We start from the raw sequence: 18,082 nt of genomic DNA, 5'->3' as shown, positions 1-18,082 counted from the left end.
GGAGAACCATATGAAGTATTTCGCATCCGCCGCCATCGGCGCGGCTTTCCTGGCAAGCACGGCCCCCGCCCTGCAGGCGGCAACCGAGATGCGCTGCAGCCACCAGCTGCCCCCGGCGCACCACATTGCCAAGGTCGTCGACCGCTGGGCCGCCGAGGTCGAGAAGCTCTCGGAGGGCGAGCTCGACGTGCAGGTCTTTGGCGCAGACAGCCTTGTCGGCGCGCGCGAGAACATCGTGTCGACCGCCAAGGGCGATATCGAATGCGCCTTCTCGCTGAACTTCCAGTGGGGCAAGACCCTGCCGATCATGAACGTCACCGTCGCGCCCTTCGCCTTCGGTGACATCGAGATCTGGAAGAAATGGCCAACCTCCGAAGCTGCCGCCTTCCTCGAGGAGAAGCTGCTGGAGAAGGGCGTCAAGAACGTCGTCTGGATGTTCCAGACCAATACCTCGGTCTTCACCACCAACGGCGAGCCGCTGGTCAAGCCGGAAGACTTCCAGGGCCTCAAGATGCGCGGTCTGACTCCGCCGTTCGACGCCTCGCTCGCGGCGCTGGGCGCGACCCCCACGGCGATGCCGGGCTCCGAGGTCTATCAGGCGCTGGCAACCGGCGTGATCGACGGTGCCATCACCGACGTGGCCGCCGCGGTCTCGCGCAAGTACTACGAAGTGCAGGATGCCTTCACCGTGGTTCCGGTGCTCTCCGCCTACCTGCACGGCTATCTGAACCCGGCCTTCTACGACAGCCTCTCGGACAAGTCCAAGGAAGCGCTGAAAGAGGCGGGCCTCAAGGCATCCGAATGGGCGATCGAAGCCTCCACCGAGGCCGGTTCCGCAGGGCCTGCCCAACTGGAAGAGAAGGGCGTCAAGGTCCACATCGCCACGCCCGAGGAGAACAAGGCACTCGAGGCCGTCATGCGTCCGGCCTTCGACAAGTCCTTTGGCGAGAGCGACGCCGACAGCCAGAAGCTGCTCGAACTGCTCGGCAAGATGTGAGCCGGCGGGGACATGCAGCACAATAGCGAGGGGGGAGCGGCAAACGCTCCCCTTTTTCCCGACCGCATCGTCATCGCTCTGGTTCGTCTCTGCGGCGCGCTGAGCACCCTGCTGATCCTCGTCATCTTCGTGCAGATCGTGGTGGCCGTGACCCGGCGCTACATCTTCGACCGGCCCCTCCAGTGGAACGACGAGATGATCGGCTACCTGCTGGTCACCCTCGTGATGCTGGGCGCCGCCGAGGCGCTGCGCCGCGGCGACCACATTTCCATCGACCTCGTCTCGGCCCATCTCAAACCCGGCGTGGCACGGCTCCAGCGCATCTTTGCGAACCTCTCGATCATGGCCTTCGCGGTGATCGTGGGAATGTCGATCTGGGACAGCATCGCCTTCGCGCGCAGCTTCGGCTCCTACTCGGTGGGCTACATCGAGATCGAGACATGGATCCCGCAGGTGCCCGTCGTCATCGGCATGGCCCTGTTGTTCCTCACGGCGGCGCTGGGCCTCTACCGCTCGATCAGGGGGCTGCCGCAATGACGCTGCTCATCGTCTTTGCCGGGCTGATCCTTCTCCTGCTGACAGGCATCCCGATCTTCGCCGCGCTCGGCCTGACGGCCAGCGCGATCCTCCTGATCGTCGAGGGGGATGTCGACGGGCTGGGCGACGCGGTCTACGTCCACCTGAACAAGCCGATCCTCAGCACCATCCCGCTCTTCGTCTTCATGGCGCAGGTCATGATCCGGGCAAAGGTCATCGACGATCTCTACAGCTTCGCCCATACGGTCATCGGCCATGTCAAAGGCGGCCTCGGCGTCGCCACCGTGATGGCGTGCACCATCTTTGCCGCGATCTCGGGCTCGTCGGTCGCAACGGCGCTCTCCATCGGGTCGAGCGCGATTCCCCAGATGAAGCGCTTCGGATACGCCGAGCGCGACGCCCTTGGCGTCGTCGCAGCCGGCGGCACGCTCGGCATCCTGATCCCGCCGTCAGGGCCCATGATCCTCTATGCCATCGTCTCGGAGGCCTCCATCGGCGCGCTGTTCCTCGCCGGGATCGTGCCGGGCCTGCTGCTGGCGCTGATGTTCTCGGTCTACTGCATGATCCAGGCTCGCAGCCGCTCCGGCATCGACGCGCCCGACTGGGCAGGCTGGCCTGCCGCCGTAGCGGCCTTCCGCCGGTCCGTCTGGGCGCTGCTGGCACCGCCGGTGGTGATGGGGGGCATCTACTTCGGCATCTTCACCGCCTCCGAGGCCGCGGCAGCAGGCTCGCTCTATGCCATCCTCGTCGCGGTGCTGGTCTACCGCAATTTCGGGCTGCGCGACCTCTGGCACTGCGCCTACGCGACCATGCGGACCTCGATGATGGTCTTCCTGATCATCGCGGGCGCCGCCATGTTCGGCCACGCGATCACGCTGGTCCGCCTGCCGGTCGGCGTCACCGAGGCGGTCGTCAGTCTCGGGCTGGGCCCGATCGGCTTTGTGCTCGTGGTAATGGGCCTGATCTTTGTCCTCGGGATGTTCCTCGAATCCATCGCAATCATCCTGATCACCACACCAATCCTGCTGCCCACCATGATCTCGCTGGGCATCGACCCGATCTGGTACGGGGTCCTGCTGATGATCAACCTCGAACTGGCGATGATCACGCCCCCGGTCGGCATGAACCTCTTCGTGATCAAGGGCATCACCGGAGCGCAACTCGGCACCATCGTGCGCGGCGCGGCCCCCTTCGTCGCAATCATGGTCGCCGGCCTCGGCGTCCTGATCGCCGTGCCCGAACTCGCCACATGGCTGCCCGCCGCGGCGGGATTCGGGCGCTAGGCTGTAGGGCATGTCGCGAGGGCCCAGCGTGCCCCGCCCGCTCGTCCGGGCACCGCGACTCGCTTGATTCACGAAGGGCCCGGGAGCCTCGCGCACCCGGGCCCTTTTCGAATCCCGGCGAGCACCGCGCATCCGCGCGATGACCGCTCGAACCGTCAAGTCATGGAAAGAAAAGCAACCGCCAGACAGACGCGTTCACCGCTCGTCTAGGGCGTCTTTTGCTGCACTTTTGGGGGAGAACCAAGTGGCAGCCCGTAGGGGAATCGAACCCCTCTTTCCAGGTTGAAAACCTGGCGTCCTAACCGATAGACGAACGGGCCAGCGTTGGTGAGGGGCTAATTAGGCAATAGCGCAGGTGGGTGCAAGAGAGAAAATGGGGCCTCGGTGAAGATTTTTTCGCCCCCCTCCGAAACCCCTTTTTTTCATGCTCCCGAGGCGGGTGCGGCGTCGTCCAGACGCAGCTGGACCTGCTGTCGGCCGCCCCACGTGTTGATCTCCAGCCGCCCGGCAAGGTGAAAGCGCTGGCCGCCGTGTTCGCTGAGGCGCGGACCAAGGGGCGTATCGAAGGCACCAAAGGCGATGGCGTCCAATCCGCCGCCCATTCCGTCGCTGATCGACAGTTTCAGGTGGCTCTCCCCGACTCGCTTGGCAAAGCGAATCTGCATGTCGGGCAGGGCATAGCGCGGAGCCGCCGCCCCGGCGCCAAAGGGCCCGGCCTGTTCGATCTGCTCGATCAGGGCAGGGGTCGCGGCCCCCGGCATCAGCGCGCCGTCCAGCCTGAGGTCCGCCGGTCCGCCTTCGCCCGCACCCTGGCGTGCCAGCAGGTCGCTCAGACGCGCCATCGCGTCCTCCAGCTGGCCTTCCATGACCGTCAGACCGGCGGCCATCTTGTGCCCGCCCCCCTTCAGCAGCAGGCCCTCGCCCGCGAGTCGCTGGATCGACGCGCCAAGGTCGACGCCCGAAACCGAACGCCCCGAACCCTTGCCGATTCCATCCTCCAGCCCGATCACCACGGCGGGGCGGTTGGTCGCCTCCTTCAGCCGTGCGGCGACGATTCCCACCACGCCCGGGTGCCAGCCCTCACCTGCGGCCCAGACCAGCGGCGCCTCCAGCCCGCGCGCCTCCGCCTGCTCCAGCGCGGCGGCACGCACCGCGTTCTCGATCTCGCGCCGTTCCGTGTTCAGCTGGTCCAGCCGTTCCGCGAGCGCCTGCGCCTCGTGTAGCGAGGAGGTGGCGAGCAGCCGCGCGCCGAGGTCTGCCTTGCCGATGCGCCCGCCCGCGTTCACCCGCGGCCCCAGCATGAAGCCGAGGTGATAGGTGTTCGGCGCAGTGTCCATGCGCGAGATATCGGCCAGCGCCACGAGACCGGGCCGCTCGCGCCGGGCCATCACCTTCAGCCCCTGCCGCACCAGCGCCCGGTTCGCCCCGATCAAAGGCGCCACGTCGGCCACCGTGGCCAGCGCCACGAGGTCCAGCAGATCCATCAGGTCGGGCCCGGTGCCGCCCCCGGCCTCGCGCATCTGCCGGCGCGTCTCGACCAGCATCAGGAACACCACCCCCGCCGCGCAGAAATAGCCCAGCTCGCCATCCTCGTCCTGCCGGTTGGGGTTCACCACCGCCAGCGCAGGAGGCAGCGTCTCGCCCCCGAGGTGGTGGTCCAGCACCACCACGTCCGCCCCCTTGGCGGCGGCGATGGGCCCGTGGCTCAGGGTCCCGCAATCGACGCAGACGATCAGGTCATGCGCCGCCGCCAGCATCGCCATCGCCTCGTCGTTGGGGCCATAGCCCTCGTCGATCCGGTCGGGAATGTAGAGCGTCGCCTCCAGCCCCATGTCGCGCAGCCAGACCAGCAGCAGCGCGGCCGAGGAGCCGCCATCGACGTCGTAGTCGGCAAACACCGCGATCCGCTCGCGCCGCTGCACCGCCTGCAGAAAGCGGGCGGCAGCCTTCTCCATATCGCGCAGCCGCCTCGGGTCGGGCAGCAGGTCGCGCAGCTGCGGGGTGAGGAACCCGGTCGCCTCCGCCACCGGCACGCCGCGCCGCGCCAGCACCTGGCAGACCGCGCGGGGCAGGGCGGTCGCCTGCTCGATGGCCTCCGCAGCCCGCTCGACCTCGATGCCGGGCCCGACCCAGCGCCGCCCGGTCAGCGACTGCGATACGCCAAGGAACCCGCTCGTCTCCGTCACTGTCAGCACCCCGCGACCCCCGTTTGCCATTGCACCACTCCGGCTCAGGTTTACAACGCCGGGGCCCGAGGTCAACGCGCCGCCGCAGCACCGGCCCCGCCGGCCGGGCCCGGGTTTTCCGGTCGCGGCCGATTTACCTCCGCTCCCATCGCCCCATATGGTGCCTTGGCCCGAGCGGGCGCATCACGGCAATGCGGAGCGAACCTTGTCCAAACTCTACTGGATCCTGTCACGACTGGCCCGGGCGCTCTGGGTCCGTGTCTCTGCCTATGCGCTGCTCGGAATCCTCGCCGCCATGTTCGCCTCGCTCGGGGGGCGGCTCCTGAACGGCAACGTTCCGGTCGAGGTCAGCACCGAGGCCATCGAGGGCCTCTTGACCATCATCGCGACCAGCATGCTGACGGTCACCAGCTTCTCGGTCGGCGCGCTCACCTCGGCCTACAGCTCGGCCACCTCCAACGCGACGCCCCGCGCGACACCGCTGCTGACCGAGGACCAGCTGGTGCAGAACGCGCTGGCCACCTTTGTCGGCTCCTTCCTCTTCAGCATCGTGGGCATCGTCGCCCTCAAGGTCAGCGTATACGGACCCGAGGGCCGCGCCATCCTGTTCTTCGTCACCCTCGGGGTGATCCTGCTGATCGTCATCGCGCTGCTGCGCTGGATCAACCAGCTGACCAAGCTCGGCCGCGTCCGCGACACCGTGGACCGCATTGAGGAAGCCACGGACACCTCGATGCGGGGGCGGGTGGACCTGCCCTACCTAGGCGGCGGTCCGCTCGGCGACGAAACGCGGGGCGCGCCGGTGCCTTCCGACACCGTCGGCTATGTCCAGTTCATCGACACCGACAAGCTCTCTGCCATCTGCGAGGATCTCGGGGCCGAGATCGACGTCCAGGTGCTGCCCGGTGTCTTCGTCTACCAGGGCTCGGTGCTGGCGCGGGTGGCGGGACAGGACGAGGTGGCAGAGGAGGCGGCGGAGCGCATCCGCGATACCTTCACCATCGGTCTCGTCCGCACCATCGACCAGGACCCGCGCTTCGGCCTCGTTGTGCTCTGCGAGGTGGCGCAGCGCGCGCTCTCGCCCGGCGTCAACGATCCCGGCACCGCCATCGACGTGATCGGGCGCCAGACCCGGCTGCTCTCCTACTGGGGCGACGCCTGGGAGGGGGCCGACAGGGTCGAGCCCAAGTATCCGCGCCTGCGGGTGCCCGCGCTCGATTACCACGACATGTTCGAGGACGCCTTCAACCTGATCGCCCGCGACGGCGCGGCCCAGGTCGAGGTCGTGCTCCGGCTGACCAAGGCGCTGAAGGCCCTGACCACGATCGGTCCCGAGCCCTCGCGCGCCGCCGCCCGGCGCCAGCTCGAGGTGGCGCTAACCCGGGCACGGGCACAGCTGCCCATCGACGACGATCACCGCCGCCTCGACGAGGCGCTGGAGATGCCCCGGTCCGGCTGAGGCCCGCTCAGCGCGCGGTCACGAAGCGTTCCAGCTTGCCCAGCGTTTCCTGCCCCAGTGCCTCGGCGCCAAAGCCCTTGGCCTGCTGGTACTCGGCGGCCGAGGTGAAGACCATCCGCAGGGTGACCCGGGTCGCCTCGCCCTCCGCTGCGAAGGTGATCGTGGCATCGGCATGCTTCGGCCCGTTCTCACCCCAGAGCAGCGTGTACTCGATCAGATCCTCGGGCCGGATCAGGGTGTAGCGATGGTGGTTCGGAAACACCGTGCCGTCGGGCCCGATCATGTCAAAGACCCACTCGCCGCCGGTGCGCAGGTCGATCCGGTCGGTGCGGCAGGAAAACCCCTCCGGCCCCCACCACTGCGGCAGGGTCTCGGGGTTCACCCAGGCGCCCCAGACCAGGGCGCGCGGCGCCCCGATGCGCCGCTCCAGCACCATGGTGCGATCGGCTTCGTCCGTCATCTGCTGGCTCATGTCTCGGTCTCCCTCATTGCCTGTGTCACATAGGCGTCCAGCCGGTCGAACCGGTCCTCCCAGAGCGCCCGCTGTTCGTCGATCCACGACCGCGCCGGGGCAAGGCTCTCCGGCACGATGGCGCAGGTCCTGACCCGGCCGTCCTTCGCGCTGGTGATCAGCCCGGCCTCCTCCAGCACGGCAAGGTGGCGCAGCACCGTCGGCAGGCGCAGGCCTGTCGGCTCGGCAAGGTCGCTCACCGGGGCAGGGCCGCGCGCCAGCCGGGTCACCATGGCCCGTCGGGTCGGATCGGCAAGGGCGTGAAACAGGCGCGAAAGATCGGGTTCATACTTAGTCATGTTGCTAACTATAGCTCCGCAACCGGCCCGCGCAAGAAAAACTTAGTCGATCTGCTAAGTTTTAGCGGCCTGCCGCCGCCCCGCGCCGCGCGCCCTGCCGGAATCCCCTGAAAGCAAAAGAAAAACGGGCCCGCTCGTCGCGCGCCCGTTCCATCTTTTCTTTCCAAATACTCCCGCCGGAGGCTCCCGCAGGATCCGCCCGTGCAGGGCCGGGCTCACTCGACCGGGGTACGGTACTCCATGCGCCGGACCGACCCGGTCTTGGAGCGCATCAGCAGCGTGGTGCAGGTCACCCAGCCGGGCTCGCGGCGGATGCCGGGAAGCAGGGTGCCCCCGGTGACGCCGGTGGCGGCAAAGATCACGTCCTGCGTCACCATCTCGTCGCGGAGGTAGACGCGGTCGAGGTCGGTGATGCCGGCCTTCTCGGCACGCGCCTTCTCGTCGTCGTTGCGGAACAGCAGGCGGCCCTCGATCTGCCCGCCCATGCACTTCAGCGCAGCGGCGGCCAGCACGCCCTCGGGGGCGCCGCCGATGCCCATGTACATGTCGATGCCGGTGGTGGCGCTGTCGGCACAGTGCATCACGCCCGCCACGTCACCATCGGTGATCAGGCGGATCGACGCGCCGGTCGAGCGGACTTCGGCAATCATCTCCTCGTGGCGCGGACGCTCGAGGATGCAGACGGTGATGTCCTTGGGCAGGCAGCCCTTTTCCGTCGCCAGCGCCGAGACGCGGGTCGCCGGCGGCATGTCGAGGGTGACGAGACCCTGCGGATAGCCCGGCCCGATGGCCAGCTTTTCCATGTAGACGTCGGGCGCATGCAGCATCGAGCCGCGCGGGCCCATGGCGATCACGGTCAGCGCGTTCGGCATGTCCTTGGCGGTCAGCGTGGTGCCTTCCAGCGGGTCCAGCGCGATGTCGACTCCGGGGCCGTTGCCGGTGCCCACTTCCTCGCCGATGTAGAGCATCGGAGCCTCGTCGCGCTCGCCTTCGCCGATGACAACGACACCCTTGATGTCCAGCTTGTTGAGTTGCTCGCGCATGGCGTTGACCGCGGCCTGGTCGGCCGCCTTCTCGTCGCCGCGCCCGACCAGCGAGGCCGAGGCCAGCGCGGCCTGTTCCGCCACGCGGGCCAGGCCCAGGGACAGCATGCGGTCATGGAATTCAACGGTGCTGGTCATGCCAATCTCCTTCTGGGCACTCTATTGCTTGCGAACAGGCTTACACGCTTTCGATGCGCAGGGCGACAGGGCGCGTCATGATGACGTCGATCCCCTCCATCGCCGACAGCGCCTCGTCCAGAGCCTCCCGCGTGGTCTTGTGGGTCACGATAAGCACCGGCGCGGCGGATTCGGAATGGCTGTACTGCCGCATCCGGTCGATCGAGATGCCGGCGTTGCCCAGGATCTGTGCAATCTTGGCCAGCACGCCCGGCTTGTCGACAAGGCTCATGCGCAGGTAGTAGGGCGCGGGCAGGCTCGAACGCGCGGACGGCGCGGCCTCCAGCGTCGCCGCGGGCTGGCCAAAGGTCGGCAGGCGGGTGCCGCGCGCGATGTCGCAGATGTCGCCCAGCACCGCGCTGGCCGTCGGGCCCTGTCCGGCGCCCGGTCCGCGCAGCACGATCTGCTCGACCGCGTCGCCCTCGATCACCACCATGTTTGTGCCGCCCTCGAGTTGCCCCAGCGGGCTCTCGGCGGGAACCAGGCAGGGCTGCATCCGCTGCTCCAGCCCGCGCCCGGTCTTCTGCGCCACGCCCAGCAGCTTGATGCGGTAACCCATGTCGGCGGCCTGCCGGATGTCCTCCAGCGTGATCCGCTGGATCCCCTCGATCTCCATGCCGTCGAAATCGGGCCGCGTGCCGAAGGCGATGGAAGAGAGCAGGGTCAGCTTGTGCCCGGCGTCGATCCCGCCCACGTCGAGGTTCGGATCAGCTTCCAGGTAGCCCAGGCGCGCGCATTCGTCGAACAGCACGTCATAGCCCTGTCCGGTCGCTTCCATGCGGGTCAGGATATAGTTGCAGGTGCCGTTCATCACGCCCATGACGCGGGTGATCTCGTTGCCGGCAAGCGACTCCGTCAGCGACTTGATCACCGGGATGCCCCCGGCCACGGCCGCCTCGAAGCGGATCACCCGCCCGGCCGCCTCAGCCTGCTCGGCCAGCGACTGCCCGTTGATGGCCAGCATCGCCTTGTTCGCGGTCACCACGTCCTTGCCGGTCTCCAGCGCCGCCCGCGTCGCGGCGAGGGCAGGGCCGTCGGAGCCGCCCATCAGCTCGACAAAGACGTCGACGTCGTCGCGGCGGGCAAGGGCGACCGGATCGTCCTCCCAGGCGTATTGCGACAGGTTCACCCCGCGGTCACGGCCCCGGTCGCGGGCCGAGACGGCGCTGATGGTGATCGGACGGCCCGTGCGCGCGGCCAGCAGCGCCGCGTGGGTTCGGACGATGCGGACAACGCCCACGCCCACCGTACCCAGTCCCGCAATTCCCAGCCGCAAAGGTTCCGTCATCTGCCTGTCCTTCATGTCTCGCAGTTCCGCGTGGCTTAGCCGGTTCGGAACGGGGGTGCAACGGAGCACACCGCGGGGCAGCAGATATTGCGCGAGGCCCGCACAAGCGCAGAACCCCCACGCCCCGTGCTCCCACGCCCCGGACTTGCTCCGGGGCCCCGAACCCGCCCCCACACCCCGAACCCCCACGCCCCGGACCTGATCCGGGGCCGCACGTCCCACAGCGCACCCGTCAACCGGCTCCCGGCGCAATGCCCGGGCGACCGGCAACAGCTCAGGCGATGATGTCGGGGGTCAGGCGGTCCTCGATCAGCGCGATCACGTCCTTCAGCCGCAGTTTCTGCTTCTTCAGGCGCTGGATCGTCAGCTGGTCGCCGGTGCCGCGCTCCACCAGCGCGGTGATCGCCTCGTCCAGATCGCGGTGCTGGCGGCGGAACACTTCCAGCTCGACGCGCAGCACATCGTCGGTCTTCATCGAAATCTCGAGCGGGGCGTTCATCAGGGGCGACTCATGACCTGGCAGTCCGGTGGAAGCCCATGATATCGTCGCAGGTTGTTTTCGCCTAGACCTTGTAGCGCCCGGCTTTTGCTCCCATATTCCTGACGTGAGGTCGCCGGATCGGGGCCTTGCATCGTGTCGCTTTGCCGTAAAAGGACCGAATAAAGTGTCGAAGCTTACTCTGGGCTCATACCCGCACCTGTTGGGGTTCGAGCAGTTGGAACGCCTCCTGGAACGTACCGCCAAGTCGGGCAGCGAAGGCTATCCCCCGTTCAACATCGAACAGACCTCCGACCACTCCTACCGGATTACCTTGGCCGTGGCCGGTTTCTCCGAGGATGAGCTCGCCATTACCGTGGAAGACCGTCAGCTGGTCATCCGCGGGCGCCAGCGCGACGACAGCGCCGGCAGGGTCTTCTTGCACCGCGGAATCGCTGCACGCCAATTTCAACGGACCTTTGTGCTGGCCGAAGGCGTTGAGGTGGGAGAGGCCGTTATGGAAAACGGTCTGCTCCATGTCGATCTGACGCGCGCCGTCCCCGAGACGGTGGTGCAGACGATCAGTATCAGGAAGGGGTAAGTCCATGAACACGACCTTTGATTTCAAAGACACCGCACAGCGGCTGGTCTACGTGAAACCTGTCGATGTGGCGGATCTCCCGGCCGAGGTTCAGGCCGAAGCGGGCGAGCTAAAGCATCTCTACGCGGTACACGGGGCAGACGGCGAACAGCTGGCCCTTGTGGCCAACCGCCAGCTGGCCTTCTCGCTGGCGCGCCAGCACGACTACGCACCGGTCAACGTCCACTGAGGGCGACCGTCACGGCACCGAGGGCCGCGGGAAACCGCGGCCTTGTCCGCACCCGGCGCGGCTGATCCGCCGCGCCCCGCTTCTTTGGGTTGCAAATATCCCGGGGAGCGCGAGGGGCTGGCCCCTCGCTCCGGACCGTACCGCTTACAGAACGGTCTCTTCCGCCTTCTTCGCCGGCGCGACCCAGCGTCGGATCACGCCCCCATAGGCCCTCGGCGAAAACGCATAGAGGATCTGGCTGCGCAGCGTCGGCGCGATGTCGTCGCTCACGCCCAGCGGACCGTCGCAGGGGCCGGGCAGGTAAAAGGTGCCGAAGGTCTTGTCGAAGATGCAGAAGAACTCGCCGAAGTTCTTGTCAAAGGCCTTCTCCTCCGCCGAGTGATGCCAGCGGTGCATCGCGGGCGAGACAAAGTACTGCCCCCACTTTCCATAGGTCCAGGGCAGGTCCATGTGGATGAAGTAGCCGTAGAGCCCGCGCAGCATCGAATTGAACACCAACGCATAGACCGGGAAGCCGACCAGCAGCATCGCGCTGCCGACGAGCCCCCGCACGGTCAGCAGGTTGATCGGATGCCAGCGCGCCGAGGTAATCCAGGTGACATGGGTGTCAGAGTGATGCACCGCGTGGGCGGGCCAGAGCAGCGGCATGTGATCCAGCCGGTGCCGCCAGTAGCTGAAGAAGTCGCAGATGAAGACGGCAGTGAACATCACCAGCCATTTCGGCAGGCCGTCCCAGTCCCCGGGTTCGAACAGGGTCAGGCCGAGGTTGACGAGCCACTGGTGAAACGCGGTCATGGTGATGACCAGCATCGGCCCGGTGACGAGGACGTTGAACACCACGATCTTCAGCGTCAGCCGCATCTCGGGCATCGCGCGGCGCAGGTCCGCCAGCCAGGTCTTGCCCTTGAACAGGATCGCGAGGATCAGCGCCAGCGCGGCGGGAAAGACAAGGCCCGCCAGCGCGGTCACGACGTTCCGGCCGCCATCCAGCAGGATGTTCAGGATCTCTTCCATGCTCTGACCTCTCGGGCGTTCGCGGGGCGGGGCTGCGCGGAAGGTGTCAGCGCAATTTGACACAATAGTGGCGCAGTTCTGTTGATTTCCGTTCCCCCGGGGGCGACTGTGCCCGTGCGGGGCCCTGCGGCCCGGCGCGAACCGGAGCAGGAGCCGCGACGATGACCACGTTCCCCTTCGACTGGGTCGATGCCTTCACCTCCCGTGCCTTCGGCGGCAATGGCTGCGCCGTGGTGCATGGCGGCGCCGTGCTGTCGCAGGAGGTGGCGATGGCCTACGTGCGCGAGACCTCGCTGGTCGAATGCACCTTCACCGGCCCGTCCGAGGTGGCCGACATCCGGGTGCGCTATTTCCTCGCCTCGCGCGAAATCCCCTTCGCCGGTCACCCCACGATCGCCACTGTCGCCGCCATGCGCGCGCGCGGGATGATCGCGGGCAACAGCCTCACCCTCGAAACCGGGGCAGGGATCGTGCCGGTCACGCTCGACGGTGACCGCATCGAGATGACCCAGGTGGCCCCCGTCTTCGGCCCCGAGGTCGAGCCATCGCTGGTGGCTCGCGCCATCCGCCTGTCGCCCGACGAGGTCGTGGGCCAGCCGCAGGTGGTTTCGACCGGGCTGCCCTTCTGCATCACCGTCCTTCGCGATCACGGGGCGCTGCGCGCGGCAAAACTCGATGTCGGGGCCCTGCGGGACCTGGCCGAGGCCTCGGGCTACGACGGCACTGACATGGCCGAACCTTTCCTCGTCACGCTCAAGGGCGCGACCGGGGCGGGCGATACCTTCTCGCGCCTGCTGCTGGCCCCGCCCAGCCCGGCCGAAGACCCCTTCACCGGGTCCGCCACCGGCGCGATGGCCGCCTATCTCTGGTCCCGGGGCCTCATGGACAAGGACCAGTTCACCGCCGAACAGGGCCACTGGATGAACCGCCCCGGCAGCGCCCTGGTGACGCGGGTAGGCACGTCCGGCGCCATCACCGGCGTCCGCATCGCGGGCGAGGGGTTCGTGCTGATGCGCGGTGAGGTCGATCTGCCCGGCTGACGCCGGGCTCGGGCCGCCCCGTCCGGGCGCGGAATGTCGTATGTGTCTGGCGCCCGGTCGTTTCGGTCTTCGTCGGCGGGCAAGGATGCGCGCAATCTGATCCAGTGCGGCGCCCGGGGCCTGGCGCTGCGAGCGCAAACAGGACCTAATCGCCCTTGCGCTGCGCTGCGGCATATCGTTTGCTGCTGCCTGCGTCGCTGGCCCGGCGCTGGACAAAGAATAACCGAGGAGCGGCCAATAATGCCGGAGTTTTCCAAGATCCTGATCGCAAACCGGGGCGAGATCGCCATCCGGATCATGCGAGCGGCCAACGAAATGGGGAAGAAGACAGTCGCAGTCTATGCCGAGGAGGACAAGCTGGGACTGCACCGATTCAAGGCTGACGAGGCCTATCGCATCGGCGAGGGGCTGGGGCCAGTCGCAGCCTACCTGTCGATCCCCGAGATGATCCGCGTCGCCAAGGAGTCGGGCGCCGACGCGATCCACCCGGGCTATGGCCTGCTGTCCGAGAACCCCGATTTCGTCGATGCCTGCGACCACGCGGGGATCACCTTCATCGGGCCCCGCGCCGAGACCATGCGCAAGCTGGGCGACAAGGCCAGCGCCCGCAAGGTCGCCATCGAGGCCGGGGTGCCGGTGATTCCGGCAACCGAGGTGCTGGGCGACGACATGAAGGCCATCGCGAAGGAGGCCGGCGAGATCGGCTACCCGCTGATGCTCAAGGCCAGCTGGGGCGGCGGCGGTCGCGGCATGCGCCCGATCCTCAAGCCCGAGGAACTGGCCGAGAAGGTCAAGGAAGGCCGGCGCGAGGCCGAGGCCGCCTTCGGCAACGGCGAGGGCTACCTCGAAAAGATGATCACCCGCGCGCGCCACGTCGAGGTTCAGATCCTCGGCGACAAGCACGGCGGCATGTACCACCTGTTCGAGCGTGACTGCTCGGTCCAGCGCCGCAACCAGAAGGTCGTGGAACGCGCCCCCGCACCCTACCTGACCGAGGAGCAGCGCGCCGAGATCTGCGAGCTGGGCTACCGCATCTGCAAGCACGTCGATTACGAGTGCGCGGGCACGGTCGAGTTCCTGATGGATATGGAATCCTCCCGGTTCTACTTCATCGAGGTGAACCCCCGCGTGCAGGTGGAGCACACGGTCACCGAAGAGGTGACCGGCATCGACATCGTGCGCGCCCAGATCCTGATCGCCGAGGGCAAGACCATCGCCGAGGCGACCGGCAAGGCCACGCAGGCGGATGTGACCCTCACCGGCCACGCCCTGCAATGCCGCGTCACCACCGAGGATCCGCAGAACAACTTCATCCCCGACTATGGCCGCATCACCGCCTATCGCTCGGCCACCGGCATGGGCATCCGCCTCGACGGCGGCACCGCCTACGCGGGCGGGGTCATCACGCGCTACTACGACTCGCTGCTGACCAAGATCACCGCCAAGGCGCCGACCCCGGAGATGGCCATCGCCCGTATGGACCGCGCCCTGCGCGAGTTCCGCATCCGGGGCGTCAGCACCAACATCGCCTTCGTCGAGAACCTGCTCAAGCACCCGACCTTCCTCGGCAACGAGTACACCACCAAGTTCATCGACGAGACGCCGGAGCTGTTCAACTTCCGCAAGCGGCGCGACCGGGGCACCAAGGTCCTGACCTACATCGCCGACATCACGGTGAACGGTCACCCCGAGACCAAGAACCGCCCGTTGCCCGCGACCGACCTGAAGGCGCCGAAGCCCCCCGCGCTGAAGGGCGAGCCGATGATGGGCACCCGCAACCTGCTGGAACAGAAGGGCCCGCAGGCCGTCGCGGACTGGATGAAGGCGCAGCGCCAGCTGCTGATCACCGACACCACCATGCGCGACGGGCACCAGTCCCTGCTGGCGACGCGCATGCGCTCGATCGACATGATCAAGGTAGCGCCTGCCTATTCCGCCAACCTGCCGCAGCTCTTCTCGATGGAATGCTGGGGCGGCGCGACCTTCGACGTGGCCTACCGCTTCCTGCAGGAATGCCCGTGGCAGCGTCTGCGCGACCTGCGCGAGCGGATGCCCAACTTGATGACCCAGATGCTCCTGCGCGGGGCCAACGGGGTGGGCTACACCAACTATCCCGACAACGTGGTCCGCTTCTTCGTGAAACAGGCCGCCGAGACCGGCATCGACATCTTCCGCGTCTTCGACTCTCTGAACTGGGTCGAGAACATGCGCGTGGCGATGGATGCGGTCGTCGAGTCGGGCAAGATCTGCGAGGGCACGGTCTGCTACACCGGTGACCTCTTCGATCCGGACCGCGCCAAGTACGACCTCAAGTACTACGTGGCGATGGGCAAGCAGCTGCGCGAGGCCGGGGCCCATATCCTCGGTCTGAAGGACATGGCGGGCCTTCTGAAACCCGCCGCCGCCCGCGTGCTGGTCAAGGCGCTGAAGGAGGAGGTCGGCCTGCCGATCCACTTCCACACCCACGACACCGCCGGCGTCGCCATCGCCACCATCATGGCCGCCTCCGAGGCGGGTGTGGACGCGGTGGACTGCGCCATGGACGCGCTCTCGGGCAATACCTCGCAGGCCACCCTCGGCTCCGTGGTCGAGGCGCTGCGCCACACCGACCGCGACACCGGGCTCGACATCAAGGCGATCCGCGAGATCTCGGACTACTGGGAGGCCGTGCGCGGCCAGTACGCGGCCTTTGAATCGGGCATGCAGGCCCCGGCTTCCGAGGTCTACCTGCACGAGATGCCGGGCGGCCAATTCACCAACCTCAAGGCGCAGGCGCGCTCGATGGGGCTGGAGGAACGCTGGCACGATGTGGCGCAGATGTATGCCGACGTGAACCAGATGTTCGGCGACATCGTCAAGGTGACGCCGTCTTCGAAGGTGGTCGGCGACATGGCCCTGATGATGGTCAGCCAGGGCCTCACCCGCGCCCAGGTCGAAGACCCCAAAACCGACGTGTCCTTCCCCGACTCGGTCATCGACATGATGCGCGGCAACCTCGGCCAGCCGCCGGGCGGCTTTCCCGAGACCATCCTCAAGAAGGTGCTGAAGGGCGAGAAGCCGAACCTCGACCGTCCGGGCAAGAACGTCGCGCCGGTGGACATCGACGAGACCCGCGCCAAGCTCTCGAAAGAGCTCGACGGCAAGGAGATCGACGACGAGGATCTGAACGGATACCTGATGTATCCCAAGGTCTTCCTCGACTACATGGGCCGTCACAGGCTCTATGGCCCGGTGCGGACCCTTCCGACCCATACCTTCTTCTACGGGATGGAGCCGGGCGAGGAGATCAGCGCCGAGATCGACCCAGGCAAGACGCTGGAAATCCGCCTGCAGGCCATCAGCGAAACCGACGACAAGGGCGAGGTGCGGCTGTTCTTCGAACTGAACGGCCAGCCCCGGGTGATCCGGGTTCCCAACCGCATGGTCACCTCCGAGACGGTCCAGCGGCCCAAGGCTCAGCCGGGCAACCATGACCACATCGGCGCGCCCATGCCCGGTGTCGTCGCCAGCATCGGCGTCAGCGCGGGGCAGGCGGTCAAGGCGGGAGACCTGCTGCTGACCATCGAGGCGATGAAGATGGAAACCGGTCTCCACGCCGAGCGCGACGCGACGGTCAAGGCCGTGCACGTCCAGCCCGGCAGCCAGATCGACGCCAAGGACCTGCTGGTCGAGCTGGAGTGAAGCATCAGGCCGGGCCGCCCCTGGTGGCCCGGCAACCTGTCGGGAGGTCTGGGAAGTGACCGTCGGGACCAGCGTCGCACTGTTGCGCGGCATCAACGTGGGCGGGGCCAACCGCCTGCCGATGAAGGTGCTGACGTCGATCGCCGGATCGCTCGGCTGGCAGGACGTCCGGACCTACCTGGCCTCGGGCAACCTGCTGTTCCGGTCCCAAGGGCAGCCCAAGGCGCTCTCCGAAGCTCTGCACGCTGCCATAGCGCAGGACACCGGGCTGGACGTGCGGGTGCTGGTCCTGCCGGGGCAGGTGCTGCTGGAGGCGCTCTCAGGCTGTCCCTGGACGCCCGAGGACGACCGCCACGTCCATCTCTTCTTCCTGTTCGCCCCGGCGAATCCGAACACCGACAGGATCGCCGCGATTCAGGCGGCGGACGAGGAACTCGTGATCGCGGGGGAGGTGGCCTACCTGCACGCGCCCTCGGGAATCGGGCGCTCCAAGCTGGCGGCGCAACTGCCGAACCTGCTGGGCTGCGACGCCACGGCGCGCAACCTGCGAACGGTCAGGTCGCTGGCTGAGATGCTTGCTGAATGACGTTGGGTGCCGCGCGGGCTGACTCTATCGCAGAAGCATCGCGATGAAGATCAGCGCCCCGAGCACGGCGATCTTCACCGTTTCGAAACCTTTCATCGACCCTGTCTCCTCTTGTGGTCCTTGCCAGTATAGCATCTGCAACGCGCCGCCGGGAAAAATCCGTCGCCCCGCGCGCGGGCCCGGCCAGTTGCCGCCTTTGCCTTCCCCGGTCCCCGTGATTTCCCCGACGCGGGGGCGCGTGCGGTTTTCCGCGGCGAGGCGCAAATTTCCTCTTGCAGACCGTCGCCGTAGCCTCTACATCGCCCCTCACCATCGGTTGCGGGCGTAGCTCAGGGGTAGAGCATAACCTTGCCAAGGTTAGGGTCGGGCGTTCGAATCGCCTCGCCCGCTCCAGATGGACCCTTCGACGGCACTGCCGTCGTAAACAGGACGCGGGCGTAGCTCAGGGGTAGAGCATAACCTTGCCAAGGTTAGGGTCGTGAGTTCGAATCTCATCGCCCGCTCCAAACACTTCTCACTCTTCCGGATCGGTTGACGCGGCAGCGCATGGGCGCGCCGTGTTGTCTGGCCGGTCTGTTCTGCCGGTCGTTTCGGGCGGCCCCTGCAACGGGCAGGGGGCTGGCCGCAACCTTGGGTTGTTCATCGCAATCTGTTGACCACGAGAGCAACCAGC

At 67.2% G+C, this 18,082-nt stretch carries 17 protein-coding genes and 3 tRNA genes; 11 read left to right on the top strand and 9 right to left on the bottom strand.

Annotation, left to right across the window (positions count from 1 at the left end):
• The first annotated feature begins 10 nt into the window (after positions 1–10).
• From dctP to DDT93_RS14515, 3 genes are read left to right on the top strand one after another with little or no spacing between them, the layout of a single operon-like run.
• On the top strand, positions 11–997 hold the full coding sequence (dctP, locus tag DDT93_RS14525) for a TRAP transporter substrate-binding protein DctP (RefSeq protein WP_109466570.1): 987 nt from the start codon (positions 11–13) through the stop codon (positions 995–997).
• A gap of 12 nt (positions 998–1,009) precedes the next feature.
• Complete coding sequence (locus DDT93_RS14520) at positions 1,010–1,534, top strand: TRAP transporter small permease (RefSeq protein ID WP_109466569.1); 525 nt, start codon at positions 1,010–1,012, stop codon at positions 1,532–1,534.
• On the top strand, positions 1,531–2,817 hold the full coding sequence (locus DDT93_RS14515) for a TRAP transporter large permease (RefSeq protein ID WP_109466568.1): 1,287 nt from the start codon (positions 1,531–1,533) through the stop codon (positions 2,815–2,817). The genes DDT93_RS14520 and DDT93_RS14515 overlap by 4 nt, the downstream gene beginning before the upstream one ends.
• 245 nt (positions 2,818–3,062) lie before the next feature.
• Here DDT93_RS14515 and DDT93_RS14510 read toward each other — a convergent pair.
• Positions 3,063–3,137, bottom strand: a tRNA-Glu gene (locus tag DDT93_RS14510).
• A gap of 102 nt (positions 3,138–3,239) precedes the next feature.
• On the bottom strand, positions 3,240–5,033 hold the full coding sequence (gene recJ / locus DDT93_RS14505) for a single-stranded-DNA-specific exonuclease RecJ (RefSeq protein ID WP_109466567.1): 1,794 nt from the start codon (positions 5,031–5,033) through the stop codon (positions 3,240–3,242).
• A 175-nt stretch (positions 5,034–5,208) separates the two neighbouring features.
• Between recJ and DDT93_RS14500 the strand changes: the two genes are divergently transcribed.
• On the top strand, positions 5,209–6,462 hold the full coding sequence (locus DDT93_RS14500) for a DUF2254 domain-containing protein (protein WP_109466566.1): 1,254 nt from the start codon (positions 5,209–5,211) through the stop codon (positions 6,460–6,462).
• A 7-nt stretch (positions 6,463–6,469) separates the two neighbouring features.
• Here DDT93_RS14500 and DDT93_RS14495 read toward each other — a convergent pair whose 3' ends face one another.
• The 5 genes from DDT93_RS14495 to DDT93_RS14475 all read right to left on the bottom strand — a co-directional run bounded on the left by DDT93_RS14495 (position 6,470) and on the right by DDT93_RS14475 (position 10,279).
• Positions 6,470–6,934 carry an SRPBCC family protein gene (locus DDT93_RS14495; protein WP_109466565.1) on the bottom strand — a complete coding sequence of 155 codons (465 nt, stop codon included), beginning with the start codon at positions 6,932–6,934 and terminating at the stop codon, positions 6,470–6,472.
• Positions 6,931–7,272 (bottom strand): ArsR/SmtB family transcription factor, encoded by a 342-nt coding sequence (locus tag DDT93_RS14490; protein WP_109466564.1) that lies wholly within the window; start codon positions 7,270–7,272, stop codon positions 6,931–6,933. Before DDT93_RS14490 ends, DDT93_RS14495 begins: the two co-directional genes overlap by 4 nt.
• A gap of 215 nt (positions 7,273–7,487) precedes the next feature.
• Complete coding sequence (gene glpX, locus DDT93_RS14485; RefSeq protein WP_109466563.1) at positions 7,488–8,453, bottom strand: class II fructose-bisphosphatase; 966 nt, start codon at positions 8,451–8,453, stop codon at positions 7,488–7,490.
• A gap of 40 nt (positions 8,454–8,493) precedes the next feature.
• Entirely contained in the window at positions 8,494–9,780 is a 1,287-nt protein-coding gene (locus DDT93_RS14480; protein ID WP_109466562.1) for a homoserine dehydrogenase, read from the bottom strand.
• Between the two features lie 274 nt (positions 9,781–10,054).
• Positions 10,055–10,279 carry a YdcH family protein gene (locus DDT93_RS14475; protein WP_109466561.1) on the bottom strand — a complete coding sequence of 75 codons (225 nt, stop codon included), beginning with the start codon at positions 10,277–10,279 and terminating at the stop codon, positions 10,055–10,057.
• A gap of 166 nt (positions 10,280–10,445) precedes the next feature.
• Here DDT93_RS14475 and DDT93_RS14470 point away from each other — a divergent pair, with 166 nt between their 5' ends.
• Together DDT93_RS14470 and DDT93_RS14465 are read left to right on the top strand one after the other, a co-directional pair.
• A complete protein-coding gene (locus DDT93_RS14470; RefSeq protein WP_109466560.1) occupies positions 10,446–10,859 on the top strand; it encodes an Hsp20 family protein in 414 nt (137 codons plus the stop codon).
• Between the two features lie 4 nt (positions 10,860–10,863).
• Positions 10,864–11,088, top strand: coding sequence for a DUF1150 family protein (locus DDT93_RS14465; RefSeq protein ID WP_109466559.1), 225 nt, complete (start codon positions 10,864–10,866; stop codon positions 11,086–11,088).
• 144 nt (positions 11,089–11,232) lie between these two features.
• On the opposite strand, the gene DDT93_RS14460 is transcribed toward DDT93_RS14465, so the two are convergent.
• Entirely contained in the window at positions 11,233–12,102 is an 870-nt protein-coding gene (locus DDT93_RS14460; RefSeq protein WP_109466558.1) for a sterol desaturase family protein, read from the bottom strand.
• Positions 12,103–12,263: 161 nt separating this feature from the next.
• Between DDT93_RS14460 and DDT93_RS14455 the strand changes: the two genes are divergently transcribed.
• The 3 genes from DDT93_RS14455 (at position 12,264) to DDT93_RS14445 (ending at position 17,409) form a co-directional block, all read left to right on the top strand.
• Entirely contained in the window at positions 12,264–13,142 is an 879-nt protein-coding gene (locus DDT93_RS14455; protein WP_109466557.1) for a PhzF family phenazine biosynthesis protein, read from the top strand.
• Between the two features lie 240 nt (positions 13,143–13,382).
• Positions 13,383–16,823 (top strand): pyruvate carboxylase, encoded by a 3,441-nt coding sequence (locus DDT93_RS14450; RefSeq protein WP_109466556.1) that lies wholly within the window; start codon positions 13,383–13,385, stop codon positions 16,821–16,823.
• A 55-nt stretch (positions 16,824–16,878) separates the two neighbouring features.
• Positions 16,879–17,409, top strand: coding sequence for a DUF1697 domain-containing protein (locus DDT93_RS14445; protein ID WP_109466555.1), 531 nt, complete (start codon positions 16,879–16,881; stop codon positions 17,407–17,409).
• Between the two features lie 24 nt (positions 17,410–17,433).
• On the opposite strand, the gene DDT93_RS14440 is transcribed toward DDT93_RS14445, so the two are convergent.
• The gene (locus DDT93_RS14440; protein WP_109466554.1) at positions 17,434–17,673 is read right to left on the bottom strand and encodes a hypothetical protein; all 240 of its coding nucleotides are present in this window, start codon (positions 17,671–17,673) and stop codon (positions 17,434–17,436) included.
• 54 nt (positions 17,674–17,727) lie between these two features.
• Between DDT93_RS14440 and DDT93_RS14435 the strand changes: the two genes are divergently transcribed.
• Together DDT93_RS14435 and DDT93_RS14430 are read left to right on the top strand one after the other, a co-directional pair.
• Positions 17,728–17,802: transfer RNA gene (locus tag DDT93_RS14435), tRNA-Gly, on the top strand.
• A gap of 38 nt (positions 17,803–17,840) precedes the next feature.
• Positions 17,841–17,915: transfer RNA gene (locus tag DDT93_RS14430), tRNA-Gly, on the top strand.
• Positions 17,916–18,082: the final 167 nt, after the last annotated feature.

The organism is Albibacillus kandeliae (genome assembly GCF_003116585.1).
Taxonomy (GTDB): domain Bacteria; phylum Pseudomonadota; class Alphaproteobacteria; order Rhodobacterales; family Rhodobacteraceae; genus Albibacillus; species Albibacillus kandeliae.
The sequence above is the reverse complement of the archived record's forward strand: the minus strand, read 5'-3'. Positions and strand labels throughout refer to the sequence as shown.

Excerpts from the sequence above, each read along its gene's own strand:
- glpX (WP_109466563.1), bottom strand. The coding sequence starts at position 8,453 with ATGACCAGCACCGTTGAATTCCATGACCGCATGCTGTCCCTGGGCCTG.
- DDT93_RS14475 (WP_109466561.1), bottom strand. The coding sequence starts at position 10,279 with ATGAACGCCCCGCTCGAGATTTCGATGAAGACCGACGATGTGCTGCGC.
- DDT93_RS14460 (WP_109466558.1), bottom strand. The coding sequence starts at position 12,102 with ATGGAAGAGATCCTGAACATCCTGCTGGATGGCGGCCGGAACGTCGTG.
- DDT93_RS14515 (WP_109466568.1), top strand. The coding sequence starts at position 1,531 with ATGACGCTGCTCATCGTCTTTGCCGGGCTGATCCTTCTCCTGCTGACA.
- DDT93_RS14455 (WP_109466557.1), top strand. The coding sequence starts at position 12,264 with ATGACCACGTTCCCCTTCGACTGGGTCGATGCCTTCACCTCCCGTGCC.
- DDT93_RS14520 (WP_109466569.1), top strand. The coding sequence starts at position 1,010 with ATGCAGCACAATAGCGAGGGGGGAGCGGCAAACGCTCCCCTTTTTCCC.
- DDT93_RS14490 (WP_109466564.1), bottom strand. The coding sequence starts at position 7,272 with ATGACTAAGTATGAACCCGATCTTTCGCGCCTGTTTCACGCCCTTGCC.
- recJ (WP_109466567.1), bottom strand. The coding sequence starts at position 5,033 with ATGGCAAACGGGGGTCGCGGGGTGCTGACAGTGACGGAGACGAGCGGG.
- DDT93_RS14450 (WP_109466556.1), top strand. The coding sequence starts at position 13,383 with ATGCCGGAGTTTTCCAAGATCCTGATCGCAAACCGGGGCGAGATCGCC.
- DDT93_RS14465 (WP_109466559.1), top strand. The coding sequence starts at position 10,864 with ATGAACACGACCTTTGATTTCAAAGACACCGCACAGCGGCTGGTCTAC.
- dctP (WP_109466570.1), top strand. The coding sequence starts at position 11 with ATGAAGTATTTCGCATCCGCCGCCATCGGCGCGGCTTTCCTGGCAAGC.
- DDT93_RS14480 (WP_109466562.1), bottom strand. The coding sequence starts at position 9,780 with ATGACGGAACCTTTGCGGCTGGGAATTGCGGGACTGGGTACGGTGGGC.
- DDT93_RS14495 (WP_109466565.1), bottom strand. The coding sequence starts at position 6,934 with ATGAGCCAGCAGATGACGGACGAAGCCGATCGCACCATGGTGCTGGAG.